This window comes from Fictibacillus halophilus (assembly GCF_016401385.1).
In the GTDB taxonomy this organism is placed as follows: Bacteria; Bacillota; Bacilli; order Bacillales; family Fictibacillaceae; genus Fictibacillus; species Fictibacillus halophilus.
Map to the genome: position 1 here is coordinate 226,000 of NZ_JAEACF010000001.1, position 25,652 is coordinate 251,651.

At 38.5% G+C, this 25,652-nt stretch carries 28 protein-coding genes; 18 read left to right on the forward strand and 10 right to left on the reverse strand.

Annotated elements, in window-relative coordinates; all coding sequences use genetic code 11:
• The first annotated feature begins 4 nt into the window (after window positions 1-4).
• Window positions 5-2,407 (forward strand): heavy metal translocating P-type ATPase, encoded by a 2,403-nt coding sequence (locus tag I5J82_RS01230; RefSeq protein WP_198766308.1) that lies wholly within the window; start codon window positions 5-7, stop codon window positions 2,405-2,407.
• A gap of 12 nt (window positions 2,408-2,419) precedes the next feature.
• Window positions 2,420-2,626 (forward strand): copper chaperone CopZ, encoded by a 207-nt coding sequence (gene copZ / locus I5J82_RS01235; RefSeq protein WP_198766309.1) that lies wholly within the window; start codon window positions 2,420-2,422, stop codon window positions 2,624-2,626.
• A 52-nt stretch (window positions 2,627-2,678) separates the two neighbouring features.
• Here copZ and wrbA read toward each other — a convergent pair whose 3' ends face one another.
• The 3 genes from wrbA to I5J82_RS01250 form a co-directional block, all read right to left on the reverse strand.
• The gene (gene wrbA / locus I5J82_RS01240) at window positions 2,679-3,305 is read right to left on the reverse strand and encodes an NAD(P)H:quinone oxidoreductase (protein WP_198766310.1); all 627 of its coding nucleotides are present in this window, start codon (window positions 3,303-3,305) and stop codon (window positions 2,679-2,681) included.
• Window positions 3,306-3,401: 96 nt separating this feature from the next.
• Window positions 3,402-3,824 carry a hypothetical protein gene (locus tag I5J82_RS01245; RefSeq protein WP_198766311.1) on the reverse strand — a complete coding sequence of 141 codons (423 nt, stop codon included), beginning with the start codon at window positions 3,822-3,824 and terminating at the stop codon, window positions 3,402-3,404.
• Between the two features lie 102 nt (window positions 3,825-3,926).
• A complete protein-coding gene (locus tag I5J82_RS01250) occupies window positions 3,927-4,592 on the reverse strand; it encodes a phosphatase PAP2 family protein (RefSeq protein ID WP_198766312.1) in 666 nt (221 codons plus the stop codon).
• 345 nt (window positions 4,593-4,937) lie between these two features.
• Between I5J82_RS01250 and I5J82_RS01255 the strand changes: the two genes are divergently transcribed.
• The 8 genes from I5J82_RS01255 to I5J82_RS01290 all read left to right on the forward strand — a co-directional run bounded on the left by I5J82_RS01255 (window position 4,938) and on the right by I5J82_RS01290 (window position 10,668).
• Complete coding sequence (locus I5J82_RS01255) at window positions 4,938-5,162, forward strand: hypothetical protein (RefSeq protein ID WP_198766313.1); 225 nt, start codon at window positions 4,938-4,940, stop codon at window positions 5,160-5,162.
• 78 nt (window positions 5,163-5,240) lie between these two features.
• Window positions 5,241-5,456, forward strand: a complete 216-nt coding sequence (locus I5J82_RS01260; RefSeq protein WP_066391601.1) for a hypothetical protein — start codon at window positions 5,241-5,243, stop codon at window positions 5,454-5,456.
• Window positions 5,457-5,849: 393 nt separating this feature from the next.
• Complete coding sequence (locus I5J82_RS01265; RefSeq protein WP_198766314.1) at window positions 5,850-7,091, forward strand: MFS transporter; 1,242 nt, start codon at window positions 5,850-5,852, stop codon at window positions 7,089-7,091.
• Between the two features lie 176 nt (window positions 7,092-7,267).
• Window positions 7,268-7,825, forward strand: a complete 558-nt coding sequence (locus tag I5J82_RS01270) for a DJ-1/PfpI family protein (protein ID WP_198766315.1) — start codon at window positions 7,268-7,270, stop codon at window positions 7,823-7,825.
• A 210-nt stretch (window positions 7,826-8,035) separates the two neighbouring features.
• Window positions 8,036-8,680 (forward strand): FMN-dependent NADH-azoreductase, encoded by a 645-nt coding sequence (locus tag I5J82_RS01275; RefSeq protein ID WP_198766316.1) that lies wholly within the window; start codon window positions 8,036-8,038, stop codon window positions 8,678-8,680.
• A gap of 119 nt (window positions 8,681-8,799) precedes the next feature.
• Window positions 8,800-9,408 (forward strand): nitroreductase family protein, encoded by a 609-nt coding sequence (locus I5J82_RS01280; RefSeq protein WP_198766317.1) that lies wholly within the window; start codon window positions 8,800-8,802, stop codon window positions 9,406-9,408.
• A 134-nt stretch (window positions 9,409-9,542) separates the two neighbouring features.
• Window positions 9,543-9,725, forward strand: a complete 183-nt coding sequence (ytzI, locus tag I5J82_RS01285) for a YtzI protein (RefSeq protein ID WP_198766318.1) — start codon at window positions 9,543-9,545, stop codon at window positions 9,723-9,725.
• A 19-nt stretch (window positions 9,726-9,744) separates the two neighbouring features.
• A complete protein-coding gene (locus I5J82_RS01290; RefSeq protein WP_198766319.1) occupies window positions 9,745-10,668 on the forward strand; it encodes a DNA-3-methyladenine glycosylase family protein in 924 nt (307 codons plus the stop codon).
• A gap of 44 nt (window positions 10,669-10,712) precedes the next feature.
• Here I5J82_RS01290 and I5J82_RS01295 read toward each other — a convergent pair whose 3' ends face one another.
• The 7 genes from I5J82_RS01295 to I5J82_RS01325 all read right to left on the reverse strand — a co-directional run bounded on the left by I5J82_RS01295 (window position 10,713) and on the right by I5J82_RS01325 (window position 16,606).
• Window positions 10,713-11,642, reverse strand: coding sequence for an ATP-grasp domain-containing protein (locus I5J82_RS01295; RefSeq protein WP_198766320.1), 930 nt, complete (start codon window positions 11,640-11,642; stop codon window positions 10,713-10,715).
• Between the two features lie 89 nt (window positions 11,643-11,731).
• Complete coding sequence (locus tag I5J82_RS01300; RefSeq protein WP_198766321.1) at window positions 11,732-12,937, reverse strand: DUF4129 domain-containing protein; 1,206 nt, start codon at window positions 12,935-12,937, stop codon at window positions 11,732-11,734.
• Entirely contained in the window at window positions 12,931-14,148 is a 1,218-nt protein-coding gene (locus I5J82_RS01305) for a DUF58 domain-containing protein (protein WP_198766322.1), read from the reverse strand. The genes I5J82_RS01300 and I5J82_RS01305 overlap by 7 nt, the downstream gene beginning before the upstream one ends.
• A 1-nt stretch (window position 14,149) precedes the next feature.
• Window positions 14,150-15,097, reverse strand: a complete 948-nt coding sequence (locus I5J82_RS01310) for an AAA family ATPase (RefSeq protein ID WP_408610371.1) — start codon at window positions 15,095-15,097, stop codon at window positions 14,150-14,152.
• A gap of 164 nt (window positions 15,098-15,261) precedes the next feature.
• On the reverse strand, window positions 15,262-15,849 hold the full coding sequence (locus tag I5J82_RS20640; protein ID WP_198766323.1) for a 3D domain-containing protein: 588 nt from the start codon (window positions 15,847-15,849) through the stop codon (window positions 15,262-15,264).
• Between the two features lie 224 nt (window positions 15,850-16,073).
• Window positions 16,074-16,232: an aspartyl-phosphate phosphatase Spo0E family protein gene (locus tag I5J82_RS01320; protein WP_198766324.1), complete on the reverse strand. Its 159-nt coding sequence runs from the start codon at window positions 16,230-16,232 to the stop codon at window positions 16,074-16,076.
• Window positions 16,233-16,441: 209 nt separating this feature from the next.
• Window positions 16,442-16,606 (reverse strand): aspartyl-phosphate phosphatase Spo0E family protein, encoded by a 165-nt coding sequence (locus I5J82_RS01325; RefSeq protein WP_198766325.1) that lies wholly within the window; start codon window positions 16,604-16,606, stop codon window positions 16,442-16,444.
• A gap of 283 nt (window positions 16,607-16,889) precedes the next feature.
• Here I5J82_RS01325 and I5J82_RS01330 point away from each other — a divergent pair, with 283 nt between their 5' ends.
• The 8 genes from I5J82_RS01330 to I5J82_RS01365 all read left to right on the forward strand — a co-directional run bounded on the left by I5J82_RS01330 (window position 16,890) and on the right by I5J82_RS01365 (window position 25,618).
• On the forward strand, window positions 16,890-18,206 hold the full coding sequence (locus tag I5J82_RS01330; protein ID WP_198766326.1) for a hypothetical protein: 1,317 nt from the start codon (window positions 16,890-16,892) through the stop codon (window positions 18,204-18,206).
• Window positions 18,203-20,995: a DEAD/DEAH box helicase gene (locus I5J82_RS01335; RefSeq protein ID WP_198766327.1), complete on the forward strand. Its 2,793-nt coding sequence runs from the start codon at window positions 18,203-18,205 to the stop codon at window positions 20,993-20,995. Before I5J82_RS01330 ends, I5J82_RS01335 begins: the two co-directional genes overlap by 4 nt.
• 184 nt (window positions 20,996-21,179) lie before the next feature.
• Window positions 21,180-21,389 carry a hypothetical protein gene (locus I5J82_RS01340; RefSeq protein WP_198766328.1) on the forward strand — a complete coding sequence of 70 codons (210 nt, stop codon included), beginning with the start codon at window positions 21,180-21,182 and terminating at the stop codon, window positions 21,387-21,389.
• A gap of 46 nt (window positions 21,390-21,435) precedes the next feature.
• A complete protein-coding gene (locus tag I5J82_RS01345) occupies window positions 21,436-22,101 on the forward strand; it encodes a hypothetical protein (RefSeq protein WP_198766329.1) in 666 nt (221 codons plus the stop codon).
• Window positions 22,102-22,119: 18 nt separating this feature from the next.
• The gene (locus tag I5J82_RS01350) at window positions 22,120-22,890 is read left to right on the forward strand and encodes an SDR family NAD(P)-dependent oxidoreductase (protein WP_198766330.1); all 771 of its coding nucleotides are present in this window, start codon (window positions 22,120-22,122) and stop codon (window positions 22,888-22,890) included.
• Window positions 22,891-23,021: 131 nt separating this feature from the next.
• A complete protein-coding gene (locus I5J82_RS01355; protein WP_066236049.1) occupies window positions 23,022-23,300 on the forward strand; it encodes an HU family DNA-binding protein in 279 nt (92 codons plus the stop codon).
• A 171-nt stretch (window positions 23,301-23,471) separates the two neighbouring features.
• Entirely contained in the window at window positions 23,472-25,316 is a 1,845-nt protein-coding gene (locus I5J82_RS01360; protein WP_198766331.1) for a PAS domain-containing sensor histidine kinase, read from the forward strand.
• 53 nt (window positions 25,317-25,369) lie between these two features.
• Window positions 25,370-25,618 carry a hypothetical protein gene (locus I5J82_RS01365; RefSeq protein WP_198766332.1) on the forward strand — a complete coding sequence of 83 codons (249 nt, stop codon included), beginning with the start codon at window positions 25,370-25,372 and terminating at the stop codon, window positions 25,616-25,618.
• Window positions 25,619-25,652 lie beyond the last annotated feature (34 nt).

Genomic DNA, 25,652 nt, shown 5'->3' on the forward strand with positions numbered 1-25,652 from the left:
GACCATGAGCGAAAAGAAAGTGAATCTAGGAATCACGGGCATGACATGCTCAGCTTGTGCAACACGTATTGAAAAAGTGTTGAATAAAATCGAACATGTCGATGTTAACGTAAACTTAGCCATGGAAAAAGCTTCAGTAACGTTTGATCCTGAAACGGTCAGTCTTCAAGAAATCGAACAAAGAATTGAGAAGCTAGGATACGGAGTAGTTAAAGAAAAAGTGGATCTTGATATCTCAGGAATGACCTGTGCAGCATGCTCTACACGTATTGAAAAAAGTTTAAATCGCATGGAAGGTATCTCTAGTGCCACTGTTAACTTAACGAATGAAACAGGATCAATAGAATATAATCCTTCGATCGTTTCGGTAGATGATGTGTTAAACAAGATAAAAAAACTTGGATATCATGCGACTACTCAACAAGATCGGGAAACCAAAAAGACAAAGAAGGAAGAAGAGATCACGTCAAAAAAAAGAAAGTTAATTCTTTCTGTCATCTTGTCTCTGCCACTTCTATACACAATGATTGCTCATATGCCTTGGGATTTTGGTTTGCCAATGCCTTCTGTTTTAATGAACCCTTGGTTTCAACTTCTTCTCGCTTCAGTTGTTCAATTTTATATTGGAGGTCCGTTTTATGTAGGGGCATATCGAGCACTTCGAAATAAGAGTGCGAACATGGATGTTCTTGTTGCACTAGGAACTTCTGCTGCGTTTTTTTATAGCGTTGTTGAAGCCATAAAAACGATCAGCAATCCAGAATATATGCCACAACTGTATTTTGAAACGAGCGCTGTTTTAATCACACTCATCTTAGTCGGAAAATATTTCGAGACTCTTGCAAAAGGTAGAACAACAGAAGCCATTTCTAAACTATTGAATCTGCAGGCAAAAGAAGCAACTGTCATTCGAAATGGAAGTGAAGAGAGGATTTCTCTAAATCAAGTGGTAGTTGGAGATACGCTGCTTATTAAACCGGGTGAAAAAATACCGGTTGATGGCACCGTGCTCTCTGGAAATTCGGCCGTTGATGAAAGTATGATTACAGGTGAGGCAATTCCTGTTGAAAAAACAATAGGTGATTTCGTTATTGGAGCTACACTCAACAAGAACGGTACACTCCGTATGGAAGCTAAAAAGGTAGGGAAAGAAACGGCTCTAGCTGGAATCATAAAGATTGTGGAAGAAGCTCAAGGATCAAAAGCACCTATACAACGTATGGCTGATTATATCTCTGGGATTTTCGTGCCGATTGTAGTAGGGATTGCACTACTTGCCTTTATGGCTTGGTATTTACTTGTTGATCCAGGAAACCTGCCTCAAGCTCTTGAAGTCAGCATTGCTATTTTAGTGATCGCCTGCCCGTGTGCACTTGGTCTTGCAACCCCGACATCCATTATGGTTGGAACAGGTAAAGGAGCAGAACAGGGAATCTTGTTTAAAGGTGGAGAATACTTAGAAGGCGCACAAAGAATTGATGCTGTACTTCTTGATAAAACAGGAACGGTTACAAAAGGAAAACCAGAAGTGACGGATCTCAAAGAGTTAAAAGAAGGTTTTATTTCTGAAGTGATCTCCGCAGAGAAAAGCTCTGAACACCCTTTAGCGGAAGCTTTAGTTGAGTACGGAAACAAACAGAATATTCCTTTCATTGAACCGGAGTCCTTTCATGCTATTCCGGGTCATGGGATTGAAGCTGTTGTGAGTGGAAAAAACGTACTCGTCGGAACGAGAAAGCTCATGAGAGAAAAAGCAGTAGAATACACAGAGCACGAAGCCCTTCTTGAAGCATATGAGAACGAAGGAAAAACAGCCATGCTTGGAGCGGTAGATGGAGAGCTCGTTCTGATTGTAGCTGTAGCTGATACGGTTAAAGAAACATCAAAAAATGCGATTAACACTTTGAGAGATCAGGGTATTGAAGTGTATATGATCACAGGTGATAACAAGAGAACAGCACTTGCAATCGCACAAGAAGTAGGTATTAAAGAAGTATTTGCTGAGGTGTTACCCGAGGATAAAGCGCGTATCGTAAAAGAGCTTCAAGATAAGGGAAAAACAGTTGCGATGGTAGGTGATGGAATCAATGATGCTCCAGCACTCGCGACTGCTAACATCGGAATGGCGATCGGAACAGGGACAGATGTAGCGATCGAAGCAGCTGATGTCACGCTCGTTGGCGGGGATCTCAATCATATTCCAAAAGCGATAGAGTTAAGCCGAAAGACAATGCGGAATATTAGACAAAACTTATTTTGGGCATTGTTTTACAATACAGCAGGGATTCCAATCGCTGCATTCGGTTTGCTCGAACCTTGGGTTGCCGGAGCGGCTATGGCTTTTAGCTCTGTATCCGTTGTTACGAACGCATTGCGTTTAAAACGTTTAAACTTAAATAAAATTTAGGAGGAAAAAATGATGGAAACAAAAACACTAAATGTAGAAGGTATGACTTGTGGACATTGTAAAGCAGCTGTAACAAATGCACTGAATGAACTAGAAGGAGTGAAAAACGTAGTGGTTCACTTAGAAACAGGAAAAGTGGAAGTTGAAGTGGATTCCTCGAAAGTGACAGATGAAGACATGCGTGAAGCGATTGAAGATCAAGGATATGATGTAAAGTAATGTGAAAAAAGCCTCTCCAAATGGAATGGAGGGGCTTTTTATATATCAGCTTCTATAGATTCCCTTTAAGTGCTTTTGCCACTTTTGCCACGCGTTTTCCTAAACGAGTAGCCATTGTTTTTTCTGCATCCTGAGGCTGTTGACTACCATCTGCTCCAGCGACAGTAGAAGCTGCGTACGGTGAACCACCGATGCCTTCTGATGTCATCTGTTCTGGATTTTCTCCATAAGGAAGCCCTACATAGATCATCCCGAAGTGCATGAGTGGAACGAAAGAAGTGATGGCGGTAGATTCTTGTCCACCATGAATTGTATTTGAACTTGTGATTACGGCAGTCGGTTTACCCTCTAAGTCACCATTCGCCCAAAGGCTTCCTGCAGAATCAAGCAATTGTTTGATCTGTGCTGGCATCATCCCATATCGCGTCGGAATTCCCCAAAGAATGCCATCTGCCCATTTCAAATCATCTAATGTAACTTCAGAAATATCAGCCTGTGCTTCTTGTGCTTTTACATAAGCATCTTGTTGAGACATATATTTTTTTGTGACTTCAAATTCAGGAACTTTTACGACTTTAACTTTCGTACCGTCAACTTGTGTTACACCCTCTGCTGCAGCTAGTGCCATCTCATGAATATGACCATAAGAACTATAATACACAACTAAAATGTTAGCCATTCTATGACCTCCTTAATTAATTTGACTTATGTACACTTCCCGTTTTTACCAAAATGAAATCATAAAAAAAGCCGCCTGTCTGTTTCAGGCGGTCTTCTAATAATATGGGTATGGATAAGGTGGATAATAAGGATACGGATAAGGCGGGTAGTAAGGATATAACGATAAAGCTGCAATGGATGCTAACGGGAATATCTGACGGTAAAATCTTCGATAATACGGATTACCATACCATTGTCTTTGATTTCGTTGAGTATTTTGTTGGACTTGCTGAGACTGTTGTTGGGGATTTGCAGGCTGTTGTGCAGATTGTGGACTTTCTTGCTGTTCTTCTACAGGCATCATGTTTTGTGGAACCATCATGTAAACATTTTTCTTGTCTAGATCAGTAATAATTCCTTCAACTTCTTGCCCGTCTCGGGTCTTAATCGTTACATGATAATACATGTGTTGCTTACACTTTTGATGCATGTTGTCAGCCCTAATTTGCTCATTTGAATTATGTTGCTCGTAGCTCATGTTATCACTCCTTCCCATGTTATTCATATTTACTTCCATCCCTAGTTATGCCTGAATAAAGAGAAGACAAAAAAAGAACCGCTATAAAAGCAGTTCTTTACCTTAACTTTTTTCTGTGCTTTGCAGTTTTGCTTTGAACATTCGTTTGAAAAAGCTGAAGACCGTTTCAGCCTCAAGATAATAGAACAATTTGAAAAGCAGGCTGCTTAATAAAATCCCAGCTACAACATCCAATACAACATGCTGTTTAACGAAAAGTGTCGACAAAATAATGCTGTATGCGATAGTTGATACAATGATATCTTTTTTGATCGTCCACATCTTACTATGGCGTATCCCTAATATCATAAGATAACTACTTAAAACATGGATACTCGGAAAACAGTTGAACGGTTGGTCAGCTCCATACACATACTGAACCATCTTTGTGAGGATACCACCTTCAACTAATTCCGGACGAGGAACAGTGGTTTGAAAAAAGAAGTAAATCACATAACATACCAGCATTCCAACACAAAAACTTAATAAGGTGCGATAATAAATGGCTCTGTCATAAACACAAAAGTAAACAAACATTAGAAAAATAAAAGCATACCAAAGGACATAAGGTACGATAAAAATCTCCGCAAATGGGATTTGGTGATCCACTGCTGTAATAAGTTGCCTCGCCCCGCGTTCCCCATGATTTAATACTTGATAAATTATATTCAGTAAAGGGATAGAGAGGAGAAGACATAATGCTAAAATATTCTTTTTTATGATACGCAATACGAACTACTCCTTTATCTATTTCATCAGCTTTATAACATATTCCCGTTTTAAAAGGTTTTACACGTTTAAAAATACACCCTTTTGAGGTTACCATATTATGGTTTATTTGTCATAGGTCATGAGACGTATTCTACTATAAATTTTATCTCAATTTATTGTTATGTCTAGTCTTCCCAAGTACGGTTAAAATTTCTTTGCCACTATTTGCGTCAAGTAGTAAATGTACCCGTTTATTATATATTCAGATTATTCTTTTTTGACTTTTCTGATAAAAGGAATATAATGGAGGTACAACCGTAAGACCTAATGCATATTTAACCTCTTTGAAAGGGAGTGTTATGGATGTATGTAGGCAATACCATAAAAGTAGATCGTTATAATGGTGAGTACTTTATGATTAGCCAAAAGTGGCTGATGGAAGTGGTCTGGAACAAATATAACATGCCATTACACGAGTTTTTATTAGCGTATGACAAATTAGACAGTGACTACATCATGTCACTTGCTGAACGGCAAAGCATTCAATATCAAATCGAACATGATGAAGACTACCTGTACATTGGGTAGTTTTTTTATTTTTGCGTATGTCAAAAGCCACTCTTCCTACATACACTGTGTTTAGGATTTGAGGGGGAGGGCACAGATATGGCCAAAAAAAATGCAAAGAAAACGACAAAAAATAAATATGACAGTCAGGTTAATAAATACCAACACACACAAAAGATGGTCACAAGTGAAACATGCATCGCATGTAAAACACAATGCGTAAGAGGATTGGCTTACATGGAACGAATGTCTCAACCAGGAGCTATAGGAAAAGGCGTACCATGCCATCTAACAAAAGGTAGAGGGCATAAATAATTTTAATAAATAAATTATTACATTGCTCGCTGGCCTATTTATAGGCCAGTTTTCTTTGAGTGTTTTTAAAGTTAGGGAAGTGAAGAGAGGTTTTTGAAGAGGGGTCCAGTGTTTTAGGATTTATGATCGATTCTCAGGATTTATGATCGATTCTCAAGATTTATGATCGATGCCAAGGATTTATGTTAGACACCGAGATTTTATGATCGATACCGAGAATTTATGATCGTGCTGGGAAATGTCCTAGCGATCCCCACAAGTTCCACACCTCTACAAAGATCTCACTTTTATTCGACACTCTCGTCAACTACTCAAACACGGCCAAAGACGTAATCATCTCTCCTGTGGTACACTTTATTTGCTTCGGATTACCATAAAAAGGATGATGTATATATGAACAAAGCTAATCGCTATTTTCATTTTTTATGGAGCGGACAGACACTCGGGAATTTAGGAGATATTCTATATATTATTTGTCTGATTACACTTGTATATAATGAAACGGGATCCGTCCTGCATATGGCACTTATTCCATTTGCGAAGACGATGTCATTGCTCCTATCAGGTTTTATAGCACCTCTATTTATTGATAAGTACAAACGAACAAGTTTGCTGATCAATACGCTATTTCTTAAAACGGGATTTTTACTCTGTTTGTGTTTATTGAGTTTATATGGCATACATACCGCTATAACATTTACCCTTTTATATGCATTAATCGTGGTAATTTCCCTTCTTGAAGGGGTAGGAAATCCTGCACGAAGATCAATGGTACCAGATCTTGTAGAAAGCTCTGAGCTTGTAAAAGCAAACAGTTTTATTAGTATCGCAAACCAAACCTCAATGCTTTTATCCTGGCCGCTTGGGAGTGTGCTCTTAGTGATGTGGGGTGAACAAAACATGCTATGGGTTACTTTCTTCTTATTTGTAGCTGCGACTTTACTTACAACACAAATAAAGGTAAAGGAAACAGAGAAAGTTGGAACACAAGAATCTAAGTGGGATGCGATGAAAGAAGGATGGCAACTGATCTTTCAATCTAAAAAGCTAACCACTTTAACGGTTATGGATGTGCTTGAAAACTTCGGTCATGGGGTTTGGATAGCGGCAATCCTTTATGTGTATGTTGAAACGGCGATAGGAAAAGGAGAAGCGTGGTGGGGCTACATCAATGCGTCTTTTTTTGCAGGAATGATGGTAGCGGGTCTTGTAGTATATCGGTTTTCTAAGAAAATGGAATCATATCTGGGCTTTGTCATTATGACATCAACTATTTGCTTGATGTTACTAAATGTGTGGTTCGGATTGACTTCATCAGCGTGGATTGCTTTATTGGTGTCATTTGTTTTTGGTTTTCCGCAGATGGCTAGAGATGTTTCCCAAAACACTTTAATCCAAGAATCCTATAGAGATAAGCAGCTTGCAAAAGTTTATGCCTCTCATGGAACTCTCGTGTATGGGACATTTGGAATAGCGACACTAATACTCGGTTGGTTTGCAGAAAAATTTGGAGTTCGTGATACATATATTTTAGTGAGTTTTCTGTTTCTGATTTCCTTTTCGATCGCATTTTTGAATCGTAAGGTCCTACATTCTGACCAGAAAATAGCTCCTTTAGAGCAAAATGTTATATAGATAACCTATCATTTCTATCTAATAAGTTGGGAAAACTGCTTGTATTTTACTAAAAAGAAAGCACATGTTCTCCTTCAATTTTCCCAATACAAAGCAAGTCGGCATCCTGTTACAATAATTATACCCCCTCTTCCCTGCAAGACGGGTAGAAAAGTAACAGGAATGGGTGAATACCATTGAAAAAGAAAGTACTTGTCTATTTGTATCCACAATTTAGAGAAGTTGAAGTAATGACGACTTTATCTATCATCGGTAAAAAATATGAAGTGCTGCCTTTCTCGCTGTTGCCAGGAACTGTTACTAGTGAATGTGGTTTACTGATGCAGCCTACGATTAAGATGAAGAATATTAGTCCTATTGATTATGAGATGCTTATTATTCCAGGAGGAAAACAAGCATTTACACAAGGAAATCCGAGACTTCTGCATCTGTTGCAAGTGTTCAACAGAGAGAATATTAAGATTGCAGCTATTGGAAATGGAGCTGTCATTCTAGGACGAGCCGGCATTTTAAACGGCAGGTCATATACCGTTTCTTTACGCGAAGATGAATTTGCTAAAACAAACAGCTGGTTGAATGGAACTTATCAAGCAAAGCAGATTGTTGAAGATAAAAATCTGTTAACAGCAAAGAGTCATGCTTATATTGATTTTGGTTTAACGATCGGTGACCGTTTGCAATGTTTTGACGGCCTTGAAGAATATAATTTTTATAAAGGTACTAGTTCCTTTTAACGCAACACTCAACTCGCTCCCCCTTATCGCTTTCTGGCTATTAGCTAGAAAGCGTTTTTTAATGGAAAAAATCACTAAAATAAAACATGATAATAATTAAAAGTTTAGTGCTTGACAAAAGTAAGTTATGGAATTATGATGTAAAGGAATCAACTTACTAAAGAGAAGTTAATCACTAATTAGAACAGATATAAAAGGAGAGAATCACAAATGAAAGTACTTTACATTAACTCTAATCCAAAACCTATGGATCAATCGTTCGGACTTCGTTTAGGACGTCACTTTTTAAACGAATTAACAAATCAAAACGAAAACATTGAAATCGAAACGGTAAATCTTTATGAAGAGAACATTCCATTCATCGATGCAGATGTTTTAGATGCTTGGGGTAAATTAGCTGCTGGTCAAGAGCTTTCTCCATCACAAGTTGAAAAAACAAGCCGTATGGGAGAAATTTTAGAACAATTCCTTTCAGCAGACATGTATGTATTCAACACACCAATGTGGAACTTGAGCTATCCGCCAATGCTAAAAGCGTATATCGATAATGTAGTGATGGCAGGTAAGACGTTTAAATACACAGAGAACGGCCCAGCTGGCTTACTAGGTGGAAAGACGGCAGTGCATATTCAATCTCGTGGCGGTGTGTATTCTGAAGGTCCTGCTCAAGCTTTTGAGTTCACGAACGGCTATCTTCAAGGCGTGATGGCATTCATCGGAATTACTGATTATCATCATGTATTTACAGAAGGTATGGCAGCAGCTCCAGATCGTGCGGAAGAAATTTTGGCGGATGCAAGAGAAAGAGCTACAGAATTAGCTAAGGAATTAGTCTTAGCTAAACGCAATGCATAATTTTTGACTTCAACTGATAAGCCACTATAATTGGTGGAATAGTAACGAGGTGTCAACCAAAAGTTGCACCTCTTTATTTATAGAGATGTATAGAAAAAGCGGAATAGGGAGTGGAAGAAATGAACGAAACATTTAAAGTTATGGAAGAACGATCTTCTGTCCGTTTGTATCAGAAAGACAAAGAAATTCCGAGCGAAACACTTCACCAGATTTTTGAGATGGCTGGGAAAGCTCCATCAGCATGGAATCTGCAGCACTGGCGTTTTATTGTAGTAACATCTCAAGAACAAAAAGAGAAACTTTTCCCGATTGCTTATAATCAAAAGCATGTCTTAGATGCATCTGCGGTTGTTGTTGTCTTAGGAGATACAGAAGCAGATAAAGTTGCTGCAGAAGTATTTGAAAAAGCTCCAGAAGAAGCAAGAAATATTTTATTGAAAAATATTAACTCTGCCTATTCACAAGGGCGAGCAGTTGGTGAGAGAGAAGCACTTAAGAATGCATCACTCGGTGCGATGCAGCTTATGCTTGCCGCTAAAGCAGTTGGAGTTGATTCATGTCCGATGACAGGATTCGATCATGCTGCTATAGTGCCTGCACTTGGAATCCCAGAACGTTTCATTCCTGTAATGATGATCACTTTAGGATATGCTGACGGTCCAGCAAAACCTACAGAGCGTTTTGATGTCAATCGCATTGTGATGCATGATAAATTTGAAGAAAAATAAATGTTTACTTCTAAGCAGTTGTGCCTTATATCGGCATAGCTGCTTTTTTCAAATTTACTAACACAAAGTGCTAAGTTTGCTTGATGTGAAAATGTGCTATCATACAAGTAAAATCAGTTTGGTAAGGAGTCAGTATGAGTACATTAACCATTTCAATAGTAATTACCCTCGTTATCATCATCTTTGTCGTCATTATTTTTGCGGCCGCCATCACAAAAGGGTATTCCTACAAACATACGATCGATCAGTTAGACGACAATCCATATCTAAAAAATGAAACGAAAGAGAAGGAAGCAAAAGAAGGCAAGGAGCATTAATAAGAAGGGAGGTATAAGGATGAAGTTTGTGATAGAACCGAAACCACCGTTCGATTTTCAAAAGATGATGCAGCGATTAACGGTTACAGGGAAAACTCATGTCATAAAACTCAATGAACAATTTACAGAATACGAAAAAATAATTAGAATCCAAGAGGTTTCTTGTTTTGTAAAAGTTGTATCAAGCGGAACCGTTACAAGCCCTATTCTGAACTGTAAGGCTATACCTTTAAATGGTCATGTATCTGAAGAAGCAGTTAAGAAAAAGATTCAGCAACTGTTTTCAACAGAAGTCGATCTTTCTCCTCTTTATGAGCACTTCTCCAAACACGAGAGATTGGATCTCGTACTACAACGCTTTGAAGGGTTAAAACTTCTAACAGACACCGACCTGTTTGAATCCATTGTAAAAATTATTATTGGTCAACAAGTGAATTTAACCTTTGCTGGAACCTTGACAGAACACCTGATTGAGCTTGCTGGGAATCAGGTTAAGGTAGAAGGAAGTACATTTCAGGTCTTTCCAACTCCAACATCTGTTGCAAAGCTAAAGTATGAAGACCTACGCGAGCTTCAATTCAGTCAGAGAAAAGCAGAATATATCATCGATCTAGCCAAACTGATCACAGAGGGTGCTATGGATTTTGAAAGCTTATGGAGTATGTCAGATGAAGATGTGATGCAAACGCTGTTGCCTATAAGAGGAATAGGGAAATGGACGATTGAATGTCTTTTAATCTTTGGTATGGGAAGAACCGATGTACTGCCCGCTGCAGATATTGGATTAAGAAATGCTATCCGTCAAGTTTGGAAGTTAGCTGATCAACCATCAGAAGAAGAGGTAAGGATGCTTGCTATGGATTGGAAACCTTGGCGTACATATATCACGTATTATCTATGGGAGAGTTTAAATCAGACCCCTGCTGTTGCAGATCATACTTAAAAAAGAGGTGAGTGGTATTCTAAAATGCCCCTCACCTTTTTCATTTATAATTCTCTACCTAAAAATTCAGCGATCGCCTTCATGCCATATATGCCGGCTTCTGCTTCAGCATCACGATTGTAGTTCGTATTTGTGTTTACATCATAAGTATACACGTTTCCACTTTTGTCCGTAATAATCTCAATGCCGGCAAACGTAATGCCATTTGCGTCTATGAACGCCTCGTACCTTTCCTGGTGAGGTAGAACAAAATCTTTAAGAATCTTAAACTTTGGTGTTGGTTCCTCTGGCTGATCTGTAATCGGACAGAACTGATCACCAATCTGGCAAGCATCTGCCGGACAAAGTTCAAATCCATCAGAAGTATTCACTTGAACGGCATATAAAAACTTGCCACCAATAAATTCACACCGTACGATAAATGGTTCTGGTGCTTCAATATAATCTTGCAATAATGTGATGCCATCGATTGATTCATCAAAACTCGCCGAATGTACATAAGATTCTAAAGCAGTTTGTGTTTGAAACAACTGAACGCCAAGACCTTTACCCGCACGATTATGCTTGGTGATGAAAGGGCCGTTAAACTTCGTTGCAGCGTGTAGCAGCTCATCTTTTCCGTAGGCAGCAATCGTTCTTGGAACAGGGATATCAAATGCTTTTAATGCGCTGTATTGGTTCACTTTACTGATCTCTAGCTGAAGTGCTCTAGAGTCGTTGAATACTTTACGGTCATAACTTTCAAGCCAAGACAGTACCGCTGACGTATATTCAGGGGCATATCTATGTCCTCTCGTATGAGAAGAGGCACTCATTCGGTTATAGAAGATACCTTGTGGAGGAGCTTCTGTCAGATCAATGTGTCCCTTTGCCATATGCCAATCTTCATAGGGAAGCCCTAGTTCTTCAAAACGTTGGAATAACGGGGCTGTCCATTCACTATTTTCATGAATAACATATATTTTCTTTGTCATAATATCCTCCTTGAATGCAAGAATTCCGACTAATAATATATTATTAGTCTATATTATATGGAGAGTTCTGAACAGAAAAAGAAGCCGTTTTATTTCGGCTTCTTCAAGTGCTCTGACTTTTCGAACTTCTTTAATGCATTTACATAATGATCGTACTCATCGTCAGAAATGCTTTCTTCACCATAACGTACTTTCTCGTAAGCATCTAAAACAGAATCTGCTTCTTTTCCGGATAGATCAAGTCTCATAAACCAATTTGTAGCAGATTCACCAGGTTGCCTTCCGAATCCCTTTTTGTCCATTACTTTTTCAAAGTGTAAAAACCTTTTTCTAGTTCTGTCTTTGGACTGAAGCCATCTTTTTTTGCCCAACAACTGGCTGTTAGCATAAGAATTATCAAGAACTGAAATGTTTCCGTTAAGCACTAAGCTGGACTGATTGTTGAACACATTTCTCTTTTTCCAAAGAAAGAAAAGAACAATGATGATAAGTATTGCGATTGTTGTGTATAAGAGCATCGGAGATTCCCCGAGCGTTTCAGGACGCTGTTCTAATACGTCTGGCTTATTTACTGTATCCACCTTTCCGCCTTTTTCCGTTTTAAGCAATTGTTTAAGCATTTGGATTATTGGGGGAAGAAGGGAAAATAACTTCCAGAGCGGAACTGCCAAAATATAATACAGGATAAAGAACACGCCGTCTAATACCCAATAAAGGAGTTGTTTTAAAGGTCCTAATACAGCTAGAATCAATCCGCTTAACCCAACCAGTGTTAAAGGAACAGCAAAATCCTTCATTACAAGACTAATAGAAGAATTACTCTTATTATAATGGAGAGTCATTTTAATGAGCATCATGAGCAAAAATTGAATCCATACAGCTCCATACATCACCGTATAGCCATCCTTAAAAAACAGAGAAAGAACGACTGTTAAAACAGCGCTAATCGCTAAGATTACTTCTAAATCAGTCTTAAAGAGATCATTCCAATTTTCTGCGCTTCTCCACATAAGGACGATTGAAATCAGAATTGATAACACGAGAGAAGAAGTCATGTACCAAATCAGAACTGATGATAGAATCACAATACAAACAAGTGTTATTTTGAATAAGTTAGGTTTGAAGAGATATAAAGCCCCGCTAATTGCGATAAGCGGTATTAGATTTGCAGTGAACCATACGAACTCAAGCCAAGTTGCTCCCCCTGAAAAGATGGTCAGCAAAATAAAAATGAGCATGGCGTCAAAGCTTAAGTTCATTCCATAAAGAGTAAACTGCTGACTATTCTTTAACATGATGCGGCCTCCGATGAAAGATATGGCATCAGAATGGCATGTTCTTCGTTGTGTTCGACATAAAAGGTTCTTCCACCTGATCTATACCATTTCTTAATCAAGATCTGAGAATTCGGATCGGTAGGAATATGGCCTAAAAAGATGACGAACGGACTCGTGCCAACAAAATTACGATCCATCTTATTCCACATGATTTGAGGTTTCACGATGACATTGGAACGATCTATCCTCGCCAAACCTTCAAGTATGCTGCTTAAGTGTACCGCTCCGCTCCCAGTTGGTACATGATACATTCCCATCGGGCCAGGTACTTTAAAGTTAATGTATACTTCAAAGGGTATTCCTTTTTCAGCAGCATACTGACACATGTATGCCAAGTGGCTAATCTCGCTCTCCATATCCTCAGAAGATTTCATCTCTTTATGGTCAGGGAGTATCGTATAAACAAATGTCCAATGGTACACAACCGTTTTTTCAAATACCTTCGTTTGAAGAGAGCCTGAACGTGCTGTAGCTTTCCAATGTATTTTATGAAAGGCATCTCCAGGAGCGTATTCTCGATTCCCAGCAGGAAGAGATACGTTCTCGAATAAAGCAAAAGGTCTTAAAGCTTCACCACTGCTTTGAGAAAACAGGTGCTCAATGCGATGAACAGGAAGTGGTCTTGGATAAACAACAATTTCAGTTGGAAAGATACCCTTATAAGTCAAGGCTTGCCCACTTAGAGAAAGAGGATCTTGTACTTGCAGTGTCAGGTTAGAAATCCTTGTTGTTCCTCTTCTTGTAGCAGTAAAATGTACTGTTTGTGTAAAAGATGTTTGACGATAGAGCGCAAAATGCCGTTTAACTTCAATTCTTCCTTTTGCAGTGTTGTTCGATTCAACATCTCCTGTGACAGATATCGGTGCTCGGTGTGTGAAGATGAGTTCTCCTCTATAAGAAGGCCATCTTCCTTTGTGAAGAAGTTTTACATAGAACTGATCTGTATCACCAGGAAACAAGCGATGAACTTGTTTTGTAGTATCTAATACAATCTCATTTATAGCTGAACGAGATTGCAGCGATAGTGTGCCATATAAAAAAATGATGGCCAGCCCTAATAAAAACAGGAATGGAATATTACGATAAAAACCAATTACAAATATTAATGGGCTGAAAACAACTAAGACCCGAAAGGTGGATTTAATCCACACCTCGCTGTTCCATTGCATATTATCTACCCGCCTCAGACTCTACAGGGACAACTATAGATTCAAGGATTTCTTTCAACACTTGATCTTTCGTCTTTCTCATCGTGCCCTCCATCGTCAATACTAATCGGTGAGTTAATACATACGGTGCTACCAATTGAACATCGTCCGGAGTAACGAAGGTTCTTCCTTGAACATAAGCAGCACCTTGAGCTGCTCTCATGAAAGCAAGAGTGCCACGAGGAGATACACCGTTCTCAATAAACTCATGAATGCGAGTAGCGTGAACAATGGATAGTAAATAGTTTTCAACGCTATCACTTACATGAGTGTGCTTCACTTCTTCTTGCATGACTAATATATCTTCTAAAGAGAAGACAGGTTCTAAAGAGTCTTGAGGATTATTTTTGCGATACATATGAAGCATTTCTTTCTCCTGGTCGTAATTTGGAAAGCCAGACGGCAATTTCATAAAAAAACGATCAAGCTGAGCCTCAGGAAGCGGAAATGTTCCATGAGATTCTATAGGATTCTGAGTTGCTAGAACTAGGAAAGGAGACGGAAGGGGAAGCGTTTCGCCATCAATCGTAACTTGTCTTTCTTCCATTACTTCTAATAGACTGGATTGAGCACGAGGTGTTGCACGGTTAATTTCATCCGCTAATAAGATGTTCGTCATAACCGGACCGGGTCGCAGTTCAAACTCTTGATGTTTTGGATGAAAGAACTGTATACCTGTTATATCAGCTGGAAGGATATCTGGTGTGAACTGAATTCTTTTAAATTCTCCACCTATTAAACGAGCGAGGCTTTTAGCGAGTACTGTTTTTCCTGTTCCCGGAACATCCTCTAACAATAAATGACCTCTATTGACAATCGCAATCATCGTTAATTCGACAAGTTCATCTTTTCCAGTTAATACTTCTGCTATTGCGTTTTTTATGATCGTCATCTGATCCTTCATGTTCATGTATGTACATCCTCTCAAAAATATTAATTTAACTTTATCATTATTATAATATTTAGAAAATGAAAAATGTAATATTTTTGAAATTAATGTAATCATAAAAAAAGCTCACAGCAAATTTTTAAGCTGTGAGCGAAGAGAAGATGAGGCCAGTGACTCCATCTCATTTAGTTCAAGATTGTAATATTTACGCTTTTTCTTCCCCAATTAACGGCATCAGAATAGTTTTTCATAAATATATCAATTTCTTTCCCATTGATTCCACCACCTGTATCGTCAGCTACAGCATAACCGTAACCTGGAACATAGACGACTGATCCTATTGGAATCACATTAGGATCAACAGCGATTACTTTTGCATAAGGGATTTCTTTTAGATTTGTACCATTGAATGTTGTTCCACTGCAGCCTTCACAGCTTGCCGTATAGGCAGTCGCAGATACAGTCATACTCTTTTTTGTAACATTATTTTGAATGCTGTTAAACGTTTGAGGTCCAGCAATACCGTCTACTGATAAACTCTTAGCTCGTTGATAGTCCGTTACGGCTTGTTTTGTAACGGGACCATAATAGCCTGTTGTTACAGCAAAATCATAGAATCCTAACGCTTTTAGTTTTCCTTGAAGTTCATACACGTCATTGTCCCAAGTACCCGGTCGGAGAGTGTGATCCCCCATTGCTGCAAATCCACTAACGGGAGCAGAAACGAGCAATCCGAATGCTAGAGCTCCTGTAATTACCCATTTTTTTATCATGATAACTCCTCCTAATATGTATAATTGGTTAAATACGCCTCGGTTGCCAATTATACTAATCGAATGTAACAAACTCGTTAGGAGAAGGTAACAAAGAGATTACATTACTATTTTCATATAATAATAGGTAATTATGGAAATTAATAGATATTGATTATGTAGGGTAGGAATAAGTAGGAAATTAGGCCTCCAAACGACAAATTTCCCAGGAAATAGACAAAAAATTACGAGTTATCGCTTTGTTCACTTACAAAACCATCTAAGCGATTTAACAACTGATCTAATTCCTGACTGCAGATGACTGTTTCTTTTGCCGTTAATCCATATGTTTTGCCGAGACATAGCAAAACTTCACGTTTGTCCTCAATTAATTGCAATAGCATGTTTCATTCACAACTTTCATGAGAGATTTTGTCTTCACTTAATATGCAATAAATTTACAAAAAGAAAAAGGGTTTCGTCTAAAATAGTGATAATGTTACAAAAAGCTACAAAAATGAAGGGAGAGAATGTCGAATTCCAATCGGGAGGATTTTTGGTTAAAAAGAAGATATTACTCGAATGTGAAAAACGACCTAGCTAGAGGTCGTTTTTATGCTTTTTGTTCAATTTTAGCATACTGGTTTAGTAGTTGATCGAGCTGCTGGCTTATTGTGACAAGTTTAGGGTGTGTTAATTCATAGTTTAGTTGATTTGAAATGCTGTATAATTCTTCTCTTAATAAGCGGATTCGTTCTTGAACACTTTTTTCTATCATATTTAGTACTTCCTTTCAGGTTGTAAGGACGAAGAAGTCTTTATGGTAACTTTAGGCATATCATTAAAGATGGGCCTAACTCCATATATTTTTGTATTGTTACTAAATGTCTAAAAACAGACTCTTCTCTTCATATTATCGGTAAAAAATGGAATAGTTTAAGAAGTTTAATGTGTATCTTTGGTCAATTTCAACGGTTTCCTTTAAAATAGATATGATATACATGAATGAGTACAGATGTATTTTGCTATAATTGGTAATAAAAAGAAAGGAGGGAGACGGAATGAAACCAACTGAAGAACAAAAAGACAAAGGCGAAACTCAAGTCCATTATGAAACACCTGAGCAAAAAGTGCAAAACACACATTCTGTGCAACTATGGCGAGAATATTTTTCAGAACGGTTCGAAACATTCGAGAGACGTAAATTGCAAACCGTCTCCTTTCGAGATCTCGTTGACGGAAAAGATACGAGCTATACGTTTGTTCATATCTATCGCGATTATTACCCAGCGCTTTTAAATGCAGGGCAATTCTTCGACGAAGATATTGCGTTATTATATAAATATCACGTACAGATTGAAACGCTGATCCGATTGTTTTCATTTGAAGGTCAATATGGCATAGCCACATATATGCAGTCAAACTTTGATGCTACCGTGGAGAAACTATGTGATCAGATGTATATAACATTAAAAAAGATCGACAGTAAAAAGTTACTGAATGAGAATAAAAAGCTTGTGGAAGAGAGTTTAAGAAACTTTCAGAGTCTTTATGAAATCCCTCCTAAGTGGGGACATCTTCTCTTTTATCTATTTCAGATCAGCTGGTCGTTACTTTATATTGAACAAGCTTGGGTTACTAAATATGAAAAGCAGCTTTTAGAAGAAAAAGAGAGTGGAAAAACATCTCAAATGCTTGAACTAGCTCTTGTTCATTTTGCCTTTGCGAGTGGAAATGAAGAACTTGCTTTTAAACGACTAACTCAGTGTGAGAAGAAAGTAGATATGGTTCATTATCTTGTTTGGATGAAGTTATTAGTAGATAAACAAGAATGGGATCGTCTCTTATTATGGCTCCTAGACCTAAAGCCATTTTTTTTAGAAGGTGTTGGGACGTACTATTACCATTCCGATTCTAGGGAATTTTTTCATGAGTACTTAAGCTATTTTTGGAAGTACGCTCAACACACTGGTGACGAGGATCAGTATGAAGAAATGCTCATTGAATTTTTACCTATTACGTTTTATGAGTACGGTGAATATTTGATGGTGATCGGTGAGCATGAGAGATGGGTAGAACTGCAAGTGATTATGGGCTACTCTCCTGAATTGATTCAAAGAAAGGATTTAAAAGAGGTCGTCTCCTTTCAAAAAGAATCTGTATTGCCAATCTATCATCAAGCGATTGATAGGCTGATTAATGAGAGGACTAGAAAATCGTATCAATCGGCCATTAAACATTTAAAAACACTTCGATCCTTATATTTTGATCTTGGTGAAGAAGAACGTTTTTCACAGTATATCAACCAGATTGCTACTGTTTACGGGCGGCTTAGAGCCTTTCAGGAAGAGCTAAGGAAAGGAAAGTTTATTTCATGATCGATACAAGCAATCTTTTGCTACACGCGAAATGGCTTCATGGAAACATGGTTTTGTGGGCCACTAAACATTCGAAAAGAGTGCATGTAAACGACTGGAAACCTCTTTTATTTACATGGCATAAGCCTTCATTCTATGGGACGATGCTAGATGTTGATGATGACCAGAATGTATATTTAGATGCAGGAGAAGCTTTTGATCTCTTTAATCGATATCCCGACTTTTTTTTAACGAAAAGCAATTGGGAAGATGATTCTTGGACTTTTGTAGAAGAGGCTAATGCTGTCTTTCGTTTGATGCAAAAAGAAAAGGTTACTCCTGATTACGAGGCATGGAAGACAGGGTCATGGGCATGGAGAACGGATGGAGAGAGAATTGAATCTGCCTGGGTAAACGAAGCTCTCTCCACATTGCCACAAGACGGAAACACATCTATGCCTTCAAGCTTTAACAGAGATCGTATGAAGGGTATACCTCGTCAGATCATTTCCGCCTTAAACCATTTAAGTGAAGAGGAATGGCTGATTAAGATTGGCTGGAGAAGGGATCCGAAGCCCTTTGATATTATATTTGAACTGTCTGAACCAGCAAATGATGGTGAAGATAATGAAGATATATGGAAGTTACACGTTATTCTTCAAGAGAAAGAAGATGGAATAGCTGTACCCTATCTTGGAAAGAGCACTCTTCTACCAGAGGAATGGAAGCCTTTTAAAGAGATGCTAGAATCTGATATCGAGCTCGTGACGAAATTAATCTCATGGTTAAAACCAAATGCGCGTAAAGAAATACGAAATGAAATAACTGAAAAAGAGGCTTGGGATTTTTTAACGCTAAAAAGTGATCTGTTAAGACAAATCGGACTTACTGTTGTCCTTCCGGCATGGTGGCAAACCGTTCAAGAACTTCAACCAAAAGTAAAGGCAAAGATCAAAACAAAATCGCAGCAATCTGGTGGAGCACCGTCGTTCCTTGGATTAAATGCGATTATGCAATTTGATTGGCGAATGTCAACGGGGGACGAAGAGCTAACGGAAGAAGAGTTTCGAAAACTGGTTGATGGAAGTAGAAGGCTCGTGAGAAGAAACGGTCAATGGTACAGAGTAGATCCTGAGTGGATGAAACAAGTACGTCATCTGATAAAGAACGTGGATCGTACAGGAATTCAATTGAAGGACGTCTTAGAACAACATCTTTTGAATATGGAAACGAATCCTGCTGAAGATGGTCTTGAAGGAATAGAGTCAGATGGACCAATGCTCGACATAGAGTGGGATGAACCATTAAACGCCTGGATGGATCAGCTTACGGAAATCAAAACACTTCCTATTGAGCCTAAAGCTGAAAGCTTGATCGGAACGTTAAGAGACTATCAGAAGACAGGAAGTTCATGGATGTATTTTCTAAGAGAATTCGGCCTTGGTGGTTGTTTAGCAGATGATATGGGATTGGGAAAAACAGTTCAGACCATTGACTATTTCTTAAAAGTGAAAGAAAAGGAAAAGCAAGAAGGTACGTTCTTACTCGTATGTCCTACTTCTGTAATCGGTAACTGGCAAAAAGAGCTTCAAAACTTTTCACCGACTTTATCCGTAGGTCTTCATTACGGTGGGAACCGGAAAAAAGGAGATCAATTTGCTGAGTGGTACAAAAAATTTGATGTTGTTATCACTTCTTATACAACATGCCAGCTTGATTTTAGTGAGATGAGTGAAACGTATTGGGAAGCGATCGTGCTTGATGAAGCACAGAACATCAAGAACAGCTATACAAAACAATCAAGAAGTATTCGTAGACTTAACGGACGCCACAAGATTGCGCTAACGGGAACTCCTGTAGAAAACAGACTTCTCGAACTATGGGCGATTTTTGATTTTTTGAACCCAGGCTATTTAGGGAGCGAACCATCGTTTCAGAAAAAGTTCGTGGTGCCTGTTGAGAAAGACAATGATACGCTGCGTTTACAGCAGTTAAAACAGCTTGTTCAACCATTCCTGCTGCGACGGACGAAGATGGATCCAGCGGTACAGCTTAATCTGCCTGAGAAACAAGAGATCAAAGAATATTGTCCATTATCAAAAGAACAGGCTTCTCTATATGAAAGACTTGTACAAGATACGTTTGAGCAGTTGGAAAAGGTTACAGGGATGCAAAGGCGTGGACTATTACTCGCGATGCTAGGAAAACTAAAGCAAATATGCGATCATCCTGCACTATACACAAAGAACGACAAGCTAGGTAAACTTGAGGATCAATCTGTAAAATTCGCTAAGACGATTGAATTGATCGATGCTATTCTTGAAAAGGATGAAAAGTGTTTAATCTTTACTCAGTTTATTTTTATGGGTGAATTAATAAAGAAGTATGTAGAGAAAAAATTTGGCCGGACCGTACTCTTTTTGCATGGCAGTTTAAGCAAGCAAAAACGTGACCAAATGATCGAAAGCTTTCAAGATGGAGAGCATCCTATCTTTATATTATCTCTAAAAGCTGGCGGAACCGGACTCAACTTGACCGAAGCAAATCACGTTATTCATTACGATCGATGGTGGAATCCAGCTGTTGAAAATCAAGCGACAGATCGTGCCCATCGTATTGGACAGAAAAAATTCGTGACGGTGCATAAGATGATTACGCTTGGCACATTAGAAGAGAAAATCGACATGATGCTAGAGAGCAAGAAAGAACTCTCAGAAAAAGTCATTCAGAGTGAGAATTGGATTACAGAATTATCAACAGACGAATTAAAAGATCTATTTACGCTGAGAAAAGAGTGGGTAGAATCGTAAGTAAAGCACAGCCGTTGAGCTGTGCTTTTTTATTGGACTTTACAGGATAGTTTAGTTGTTGAATGTTAAAGAACGGCTTATGAGTAAAGCTTTTTATGCATTTCAATTTCTATGTTATAGCAGCGTCTTTTTCGTGAATTTTCTGATAAACTAATAGTATTATCCAAAAAATAGGGGGAGAACGATGCGACTGGAATCGTTTCTAGTTTGGGGAATGTCAGCTATTTTTCTTGTATTATTACTCCTTATCTATACGAAAAAAGCAAATCGTGAAGAATCTAATATTGGGTGGAAACTGATTGGTTACTTTTTATTGGGGACGTTTACGTTTCGTATTGAATCACTGGTATTGCCTGTAGGTATTGCGATTTTTTTTACTCTTTTTTCTTCCTAAACTTATCGTTAATAAAGATTCAAAAAAGTGGGCTGCTTCTCTTGGGGTGTTATCTTTTATATCAAGCATCATTGTGAATCACTCAGTAGCGGCTTTTTATGAAGAAATGCTTCATGTTAAAGCAGCAACAAATGTGTATGAGATGAATTTTTATAATGAGTATGAGAAGGTAAAGAAAGTGCTACATGCAGAGGGAGAGCTTGCTATAAACAATGTGGAAATCAACTTTAATAGCGATGGAGAAGTTCGGCAGTTTAATTATGAAACTTCTTATTATAGAGATGGAAGAGATATGAATGCATGGATCTCGTTGCATAATGGGAATTATCAAATAAGTACACATGTTATGGATGAAGAGCTCGAAATGGTAAATCGTGAAAACTTTATTTCTTCACCTAGCATTTATTTTAAAGCTCTCGATCTGCATGGCTTAAAAAATATGGTGCCAAAGGGTGATTCCTATTACGTGAGTTTTACGAACTCTGATGCAATCCACCTTGATAAGAACAGCTCTCTATGGAATATAGAGAGATCAGGTATTACTGAAAAGACAGCAGTAGCTGTAACTGCTGAAGACAATTCTGAAACCGAGGAAGAAACGGAATTTGAAGCTTATCATATTAGCATCAATACGATGAATGCTATGGGAGCGGGAGCCTATCAGTCAGATCAAGTCCGTTACTTCATCATTTCCCCGGAACTTTTTAACTAAATAGAGGAGGTCATATACGTGTATCTACCGTCATTTTCACTTAAAGGCAAAACAGCACTCGTAACGGGTGCTGGAAGGGGGATCGGACAAGCGATCGCGATTGGATATGCAGAAGCCGGAGCGGATGTGATCATTGTATCCAGAACACAATCTGATCTGGAAAAGACAGCACAGTTGATCGAACGTGCAGGAACAAAGGCGTATCTTTTTGAAGCGGACGTTACGAACAAGGATCAGGTGATAGGAATCTTTGAAACACTAGATTCAGAGCAGATCAGCGTCGATGTACTTGTGAACAATGCTGGAATGAATATCCGATCAAAAGCTTTAGATGTCTCTGATGAGGAATGGGATACGATCATGCACACGAACCTTCGTTCAGCTTTTTGGTTCTCACAACAAGCAGGGAAACGAATGAAGGAAGCTGGAGGAGGAAAGATCATTACGATTTCTTCTGTTGCTGGACATGTTGCTCTTCGTACAGGTGTAGTATATGCCTCTACTAAAGCTGCTATCATACAGATGACAAAGAACTTAGCACTTGAGTGGGGACAATACGGAATTAATGTGAACAGCATAGGGCCATGGTATTTTAAGACACCATTAACAGAGAAACTTCTAGCTGACGAGGAATATCTGCAAGATATACTTGCTGTTACCCCGCAAAGAAGAGTAGGAGAACTACCTGACCTTGTGGGACCTGCGGTATTCTTAGCAAGTGAAGCAGCTGATTATGTGAACGGTCAAACACTTTTTGTTGATGGTGGAATGACCATTCAAGGGTTCTGATTAGAAAATGAATTATTAAACTATATAAATATTTTTCGGAATTTTGTATCTTTCTGTATGAAACCTATCTTTTTCGTTAATAATGTTGCTACACAAGCAGTTCATTTAATGTTTGAAGGGAGCAACTTATAATGAAAAAGATGGATTTAGTAGATGCAGTTCGAAATGCAACGAGTATGAACAAAAAAGAATCAGCGCTTGCCGTTGATGCTGTGCTAGATGCGATTACAGATGCTTTGAAAAACGGTGAAAGCGTGCAGCTTATCGGTTTCGGAACATTTGAAACAAGAAACCGTAACGCAAGAAAAGGACGCAATCCTCTTACTGGTGAAGAAATTATGATTCAAGCAAGTAACGTGCCAGCTTTCAAGCCAGGTAAATCGCTAAAAGAAGCGGTAAAAGCCGTTTAATCGTCAGCATATACAAAGGACGCTTTCCACTGGGAAAGCGTCTTTTTGTCATATTTAGGCGAAAAATAAACGAATTTGACGTGCGAATCTCCGAAAAAAATAAAGGAAAATAGCCCCTTTTATTTAATTTATAGACGTTAAGAAAGTTTTAGTAAAAAAAGGGTGGATAAGATGAAAGTATTGAGTCAGGACGAATTACCTGCAGTTGCCACTTTAAAAGAAATGATTGATGTCCTGCCCGAATTTGTTTGTTTAAGGTATCCGGATGGAACATGGGCAGAAGCGAACCGGTTCGCTCTTAATATTTATGGAATCAACCACGATGAATATAAAGGAAAAAGTCTTGAGGAACTTGAAACAAGACTTTCATATGAAGCAATTGAAAGATGTAACCTTTCCGATAAGAGAGCTTGGGAAACAAGAAAACCAATAAAAACCGCTGAAAAGATTATCATGAAGAACGGTCGTAAAGTGATGCTAGAGCTCATCAAGCAACCAACCTTTACGAGTGATGGTAAACCACAAGTGTTGGTCATCACAGGACGTGATATAACACCTCATAAACAGAAGGAAGAAGAGCTGAGTGTTGCTCTAGACCTTTTAGAGTCAGTTTTAAAAGGAACAACAGATGCCATTCTCATCATCAATACAAGACAAGAAGTCATTAAGGTGAACGATGCATTCATTCAGATGTTCGGCTGGGCCGAAGAAGATTTCTCGGAGGATAATGACGATTATCCTGTTATTACACCAGCACACTTGCAAGGTGAATCGAAGGAGATCATTGATCTTTTAAAACAAGGACAATCCGTTCCGCTTCATGAAACACAGCGTATACACAAAGACGGAACCGTATTTGACGTATCCGCTTCTTTTTCAAACATATGTGACATGGACGGTAAAATTATGGGGTTTGTAATTGTATACCGTGATATTACTTCTCAGAAAAAAGTAGAGCGTGCTCTACGGGAAAGTGAGGCGAAATATCGTTTGATCGCAGAACATTCTACAGATCTGATTACTGTTATTGATCCATCAGGTATTATTCAGTATGTATCTCCATCACATTTGCCTGTACTTGGCTACGAAGATGGTGAGATTAAAGGTGCTATCCTCGAGATGGTTCATCCCGATGATATGGAGAGTCTCTCTGATCAGTTCATGAGAGCACTTGTAAAAAAAGAACCTTTCCAGTCAGAGTTCAGGCTGTTGCATAAAAATGGTGATTGGATATTATTGGAGGCGCGCGGTGTTCCAGTAATGACAAAGGAAGGTCATGTCGAGAGCTTAGTTACGTTTGCTAGAGATGTAACGAAAGCAAAGCAGACAGAAGAACTCATGTTAAAATCAGAGAAGCTATCTGTTCTAGGTGAGCTTGCTGCAGGAGTCGCACATGAAATTCGAAATCCACTAACTTCACTAAAAGGGTTTACGAAACTTTTAACAGATGCAGACGATGTGATCCGTCTAGAATATTTAAGAATCATGGAGTCAGAATTGAATCGAATCAACGATATCGTAGGTGAGCTTATGCTTGTAGCTAAACCACAGGCAGTCAGCTTTGAACATACGAACATTCAAGAATTGATCTATAGTGTAGTAAGATTGCTAGAAACGCAAGCAATCATGAAAAACATTCAGATTTGGGTAAACATCTCAGATAACATTCCGCTTGTATATGGAGTGGAGAATCAGCTTAAACAGCTCTTCATCAATCTATTAAAGAATGCGATCGAAAGTATGGAGAAGGACGGAGAGATCCATATTAAGATCGGAACACGAAACGATTCTGTCCTTCTCGAGTTAAAAGATCAAGGCTGTGGTATTCCAGCAGAACGTTTAAAAACCCTTGGAGAACCCTTCTATACAACGAAGGAAAAGGGCACGGGATTAGGATTGATGGTGTGTTTTAAGATCATTGAAGAGCACGGTGGAGCTATTCAATTTTCTTCGGTTGAGAACGAAGGAACAAAAGTAGAAATAGAACTTCCAACTGCACCATCTTCATCGAAATAAGGTTTAATGTGTGTAAAATCCGACCACACTGTTCATAAGGGAGTGTGGGAGAGATGAATAAATACCGTATCTTTTTTGTGTATAGAGTGAAAGATATAAATTATATTCATGTGCATGGGATGAACATGGAAAATAAGAAGTTGTTCACGGTTCTGATTTCCTCTCCAAACGATGAGATGAATCTAGTGAATCATCACAGTGAGCTTCCTATTGAACTGTTGTCATTGTTGGAGGCAGAGAGCACACGAATTAATTCTGGCCACTATGATCTCGCTCATTGGGAACCATATACGTACAGCTGAAGCTCCTTTCATTTTGTTGAAAGGAGTTTTTTTG